Source organism: Levilactobacillus parabrevis ATCC 53295, from assembly GCF_001434055.1.
GTDB lineage: Bacteria > Bacillota > Bacilli > Lactobacillales > Lactobacillaceae > Levilactobacillus > Levilactobacillus parabrevis.
In genome coordinates, this window is sequence record NZ_AZCZ01000093.1 from 1 (window position 1) to 1319 (window position 1319).

Sequence of the window (1319 nt, forward strand, 5' to 3'; positions counted from 1 at the left end):
TGGTCCCCTGTCAATAAAATAGACAATTTAAATAGAGACTTTTTTGTCCTATGCCACGACTAAATTTTGAATTTGAGTTTGATACTCATCTTCAAGTTGCTTTGGTGATTTGAATCCACAGTGACTGTGAATTCTAACTGTGTTGTAAAACGTTTCAATGTACTGAAAAACTAGTCGTTTAGCTTCGGAGTATGAATGGATTTTAAACCGATTTATCCATTCACGCTTAATCAAGGCATGAAACGACTCAATGCAGGCATTATCCCAAGGATAAGCTTTCTTTGAATAGCTTAATGTCATGTTAGCTGTAACTTGATTGTAAGCTTCAGACGTAAACTGACTACCACGATCACTGTGCATGATTAATGGCTTGCTAATATGGCGACTGTGCTTAGTCTTTTCAATAAGCGGGATGACATTCGATACCTCCAAGGTTTCAGATAAGTCCCAACCAATGATCCGTCGGGAGTACAAGTCCATAATACTGGTTAAATAAACGAATCCGTCATGAACTGGAATATAAGTGGTGTCAATGCACCAAACGGCGTTTGGTCGCAATGGATTGAACTGCTCGTCTAAAATATTTATTAGCTGTTTATCAAACTTAGAATTGCGAGTGGTAGTCGTCCAAGGGGTTAGGTAAACGGCGTGAATGCCAAGTTCACGCATATACTTACCAACAGTTCGTTCAGCGATCTTATATCCTTTTGAGCGAAGTTCTTGGGTGATTTTGCCGGCACCGTAAATACAAAGGCTTTTGAGCCAAATTGCTTTAATTTCACCTTGAATAAACTTCTTCCGAAGCTTTCGCGGTGATTGGTGATTATGACGCTTTTCTCGTTGATAGTAACCACTTCTTGAGATTCCAACATAATCACACATACCATTGATGGAAGGGTGGGATTCCAAAGCGTGCTGAACGTCCATTTCTTGGTATACCTTTTCGGTAGTTACTTGCTCAGAATCCCGATTGATTTTTTTAACACTTCGATCGCTCCTTCAGCGTCACGAAGTTGACGCTTTAGTCGTGCAATCTCCTTGTCCTTATCGCTGGCAAAATTACCAGAGCCACGGCCAAACTCCCCAGTCTCAGTAAACAGCTTAATCCATTTGTGTAATGTACTAGCCCCAATACCTAGATTCTTACTTATTTCATTCATGGTCATGTGATCCTTGTTATCTAAGTAATACTGAACGGCCTGTTCCTTAAATTCCTTGTCATAACTGTGCTTCGTCATTATTTGATCCTCCAATTTACTTCCTTAATTATACTAAATCAGAGTCTCCATTTAACTTGTACACTTTTTATTCTAGGCCCA

General features: G+C 39.6%; 2 protein-coding genes. Both read right to left on the reverse strand.

The window, feature by feature from the left end; translation table 11 throughout:
• Positions 1-48: 48 nt before the first annotated feature.
• On the reverse strand, positions 49-927 hold the full coding sequence (locus tag FD07_RS11870) for an IS3 family transposase (protein WP_010011610.1): 879 nt from the start codon (positions 925-927) through the stop codon (positions 49-51).
• Between the two features lie 23 nt (positions 928-950).
• Positions 951-1238 (reverse strand): transposase, encoded by a 288-nt coding sequence (locus FD07_RS11875; protein ID WP_003688751.1) that lies wholly within the window; start codon positions 1236-1238, stop codon positions 951-953.
• Positions 1239-1319 lie beyond the last annotated feature (81 nt).